Origin of the sequence: Lactobacillus agrestimuris (genome assembly GCF_943193025.1) — a bacterium.
Lineage (GTDB): Bacteria > Bacillota > Bacilli > Lactobacillales > Lactobacillaceae > Lactobacillus > Lactobacillus agrestimuris.
This window is the reverse complement of the sequence record NZ_CALPCQ010000046.1, coordinates 1-1,748: the sequence shown is the minus strand read 5'-3', so window position 1 is coordinate 1,748 and position 1,748 is coordinate 1. Positions and strand designations below refer to the sequence as shown.

Annotated in this window: 1 protein-coding gene; it reads right to left on the bottom strand. The window is 28.2% G+C overall.

The genetic code is table 11. The annotated features are described in order from the left end of the window. Positions 1–216: 216 nt before the first annotated feature. Positions 217–1,287: a tyrosine recombinase XerS gene (gene xerS, locus NFR82_RS08765; protein WP_251717892.1), complete on the bottom strand. Its 1,071-nt coding sequence runs from the start codon at positions 1,285–1,287 to the stop codon at positions 217–219. Positions 1,288–1,748: the final 461 nt, after the last annotated feature.

Below are 1,748 nucleotides of genomic sequence, written 5' to 3'. Positions count from 1 at the left end.
ACTTCAAGTCTTTGTTCTTTATTTAATTTAGACATAGTAAAAGCCGTAAAAGTGTCTAACTTTTACGGCTCACTACAAAATTATAGGTTCTTTTTTTATATCGACGAATAATAATAAATTTATTATCATCGAATATAGCAATAACAAAATTGTTATTATCACTAATAGTATTATTGTTATTGCCTTTTTCATATTTTACTTTCAATAGTAATAATATTATTGATCGCTATCCATATTTGAAATTTCATTTAAAGCTTGTCGCTGCTTTCGCTGATCAACGTGTGTATATAAATCCGTTGCAGAGGTTCCTTTTTGACCTAATTGTTGTGCAACTAAAACTTGATCCTTTGTTACTGCATATAATTCAGATGCTAATGTGTGTCTCAATTTATGAGGTGTTAAAGGGTGACCGAATGCCGTAGAATATTTGTTTACCATTTTTTCAATTGCATTTGTTGTAATTCTTCTAGTTTGATTATGCCAATTGGTTAAAAACAGGGCCGTATCACTCTGATCAGCATGATATCTTTGGACTCTTATTTTTTTATATGCTTCGACATAATCCAATGTCCATTCAGCAATTGGAACGCTGTCTCGTTGACCACCTTTTCGAGTTACATCTAAAGTAGCATTTTTGAAATTTAAATCTTGTAAATTCACACCTGCACATTCAGAAACTCGAATTCCAGTTCCAAGGATTAATGCAATTATGGCCATATCACGTTCCCTATTTTTCTCGAAGGAGGGGAGAGACTGCCTATTGCAATGCTTAATATATTGATTTTCAATAAAATCTAAAAATTCATACTTTAAGTTTCCGGTATACATATGCGACTCTAAAACGTGAGCGCGGTAGTTTAAGGTTTTAGTACTATTTAATGATTCTATTTTTAACATCACATTACGATCAAAATATGGTTTTCCATCATTATTATCTGAGGTTATAGTTAAAAATTTGTATAGTGATCGTAAAGCGTTAATTGATCGATTAATAGTTGTTGGTGAATTTAAACGACCTTGTTGATTTTTACTATGCTGCAAATGATCAATATATAGCATAATGTCATTTCTACGTAAATTTTCAAGTGTATCAACTGAAATATCTACATTTTTATTAGCATTTGAAAAGTTTTCAATACGTAGCCAATTAAAGAATCGTCTTATTTCAGTTAAATATTGATAGGTAGTAGTTAAGGAATGGTTAGTTCCTAGATTATATTGTTTTACGAAATCTGGCATTTTTTGTAATTCATCTTGAATTAAATCTAAATATTTTTTTGTTTCCATAAAGTTCTTTCAAATTAAAATTTTTCATTTTAGTAATTACTAAAATGAATATCTATTGCAAGGGTGTCTGTTTTAGCTATCATTAAAATTATAGTTTTAATGATATCATATATAAAAATTATACCATATCAGCATTTATCAAACGCGCAAGTCACCAATTAATAAGCTTAGTTTGATTGGGATAAACTAAGCTTATTTCCAAAAAAATAATCGACAAGGTTTAACTTTAATATAAATCTATAAATCATGATTTCCATGAATTTCAAGCTTTTGACCCTAATTGTAACTGATGTAAATGAATAAATTCATTAATCCATATCAACATTAATAAATTTATTACTGAACTAATATTATATCTATCTAATTAAACATAATTAAACATACGAGACTGTAAAATAGTTTGTGTAAGGATGAATGATTCCTTAAATTTATTTCTTTAAACATTAGAAAAAGGAGTTCCT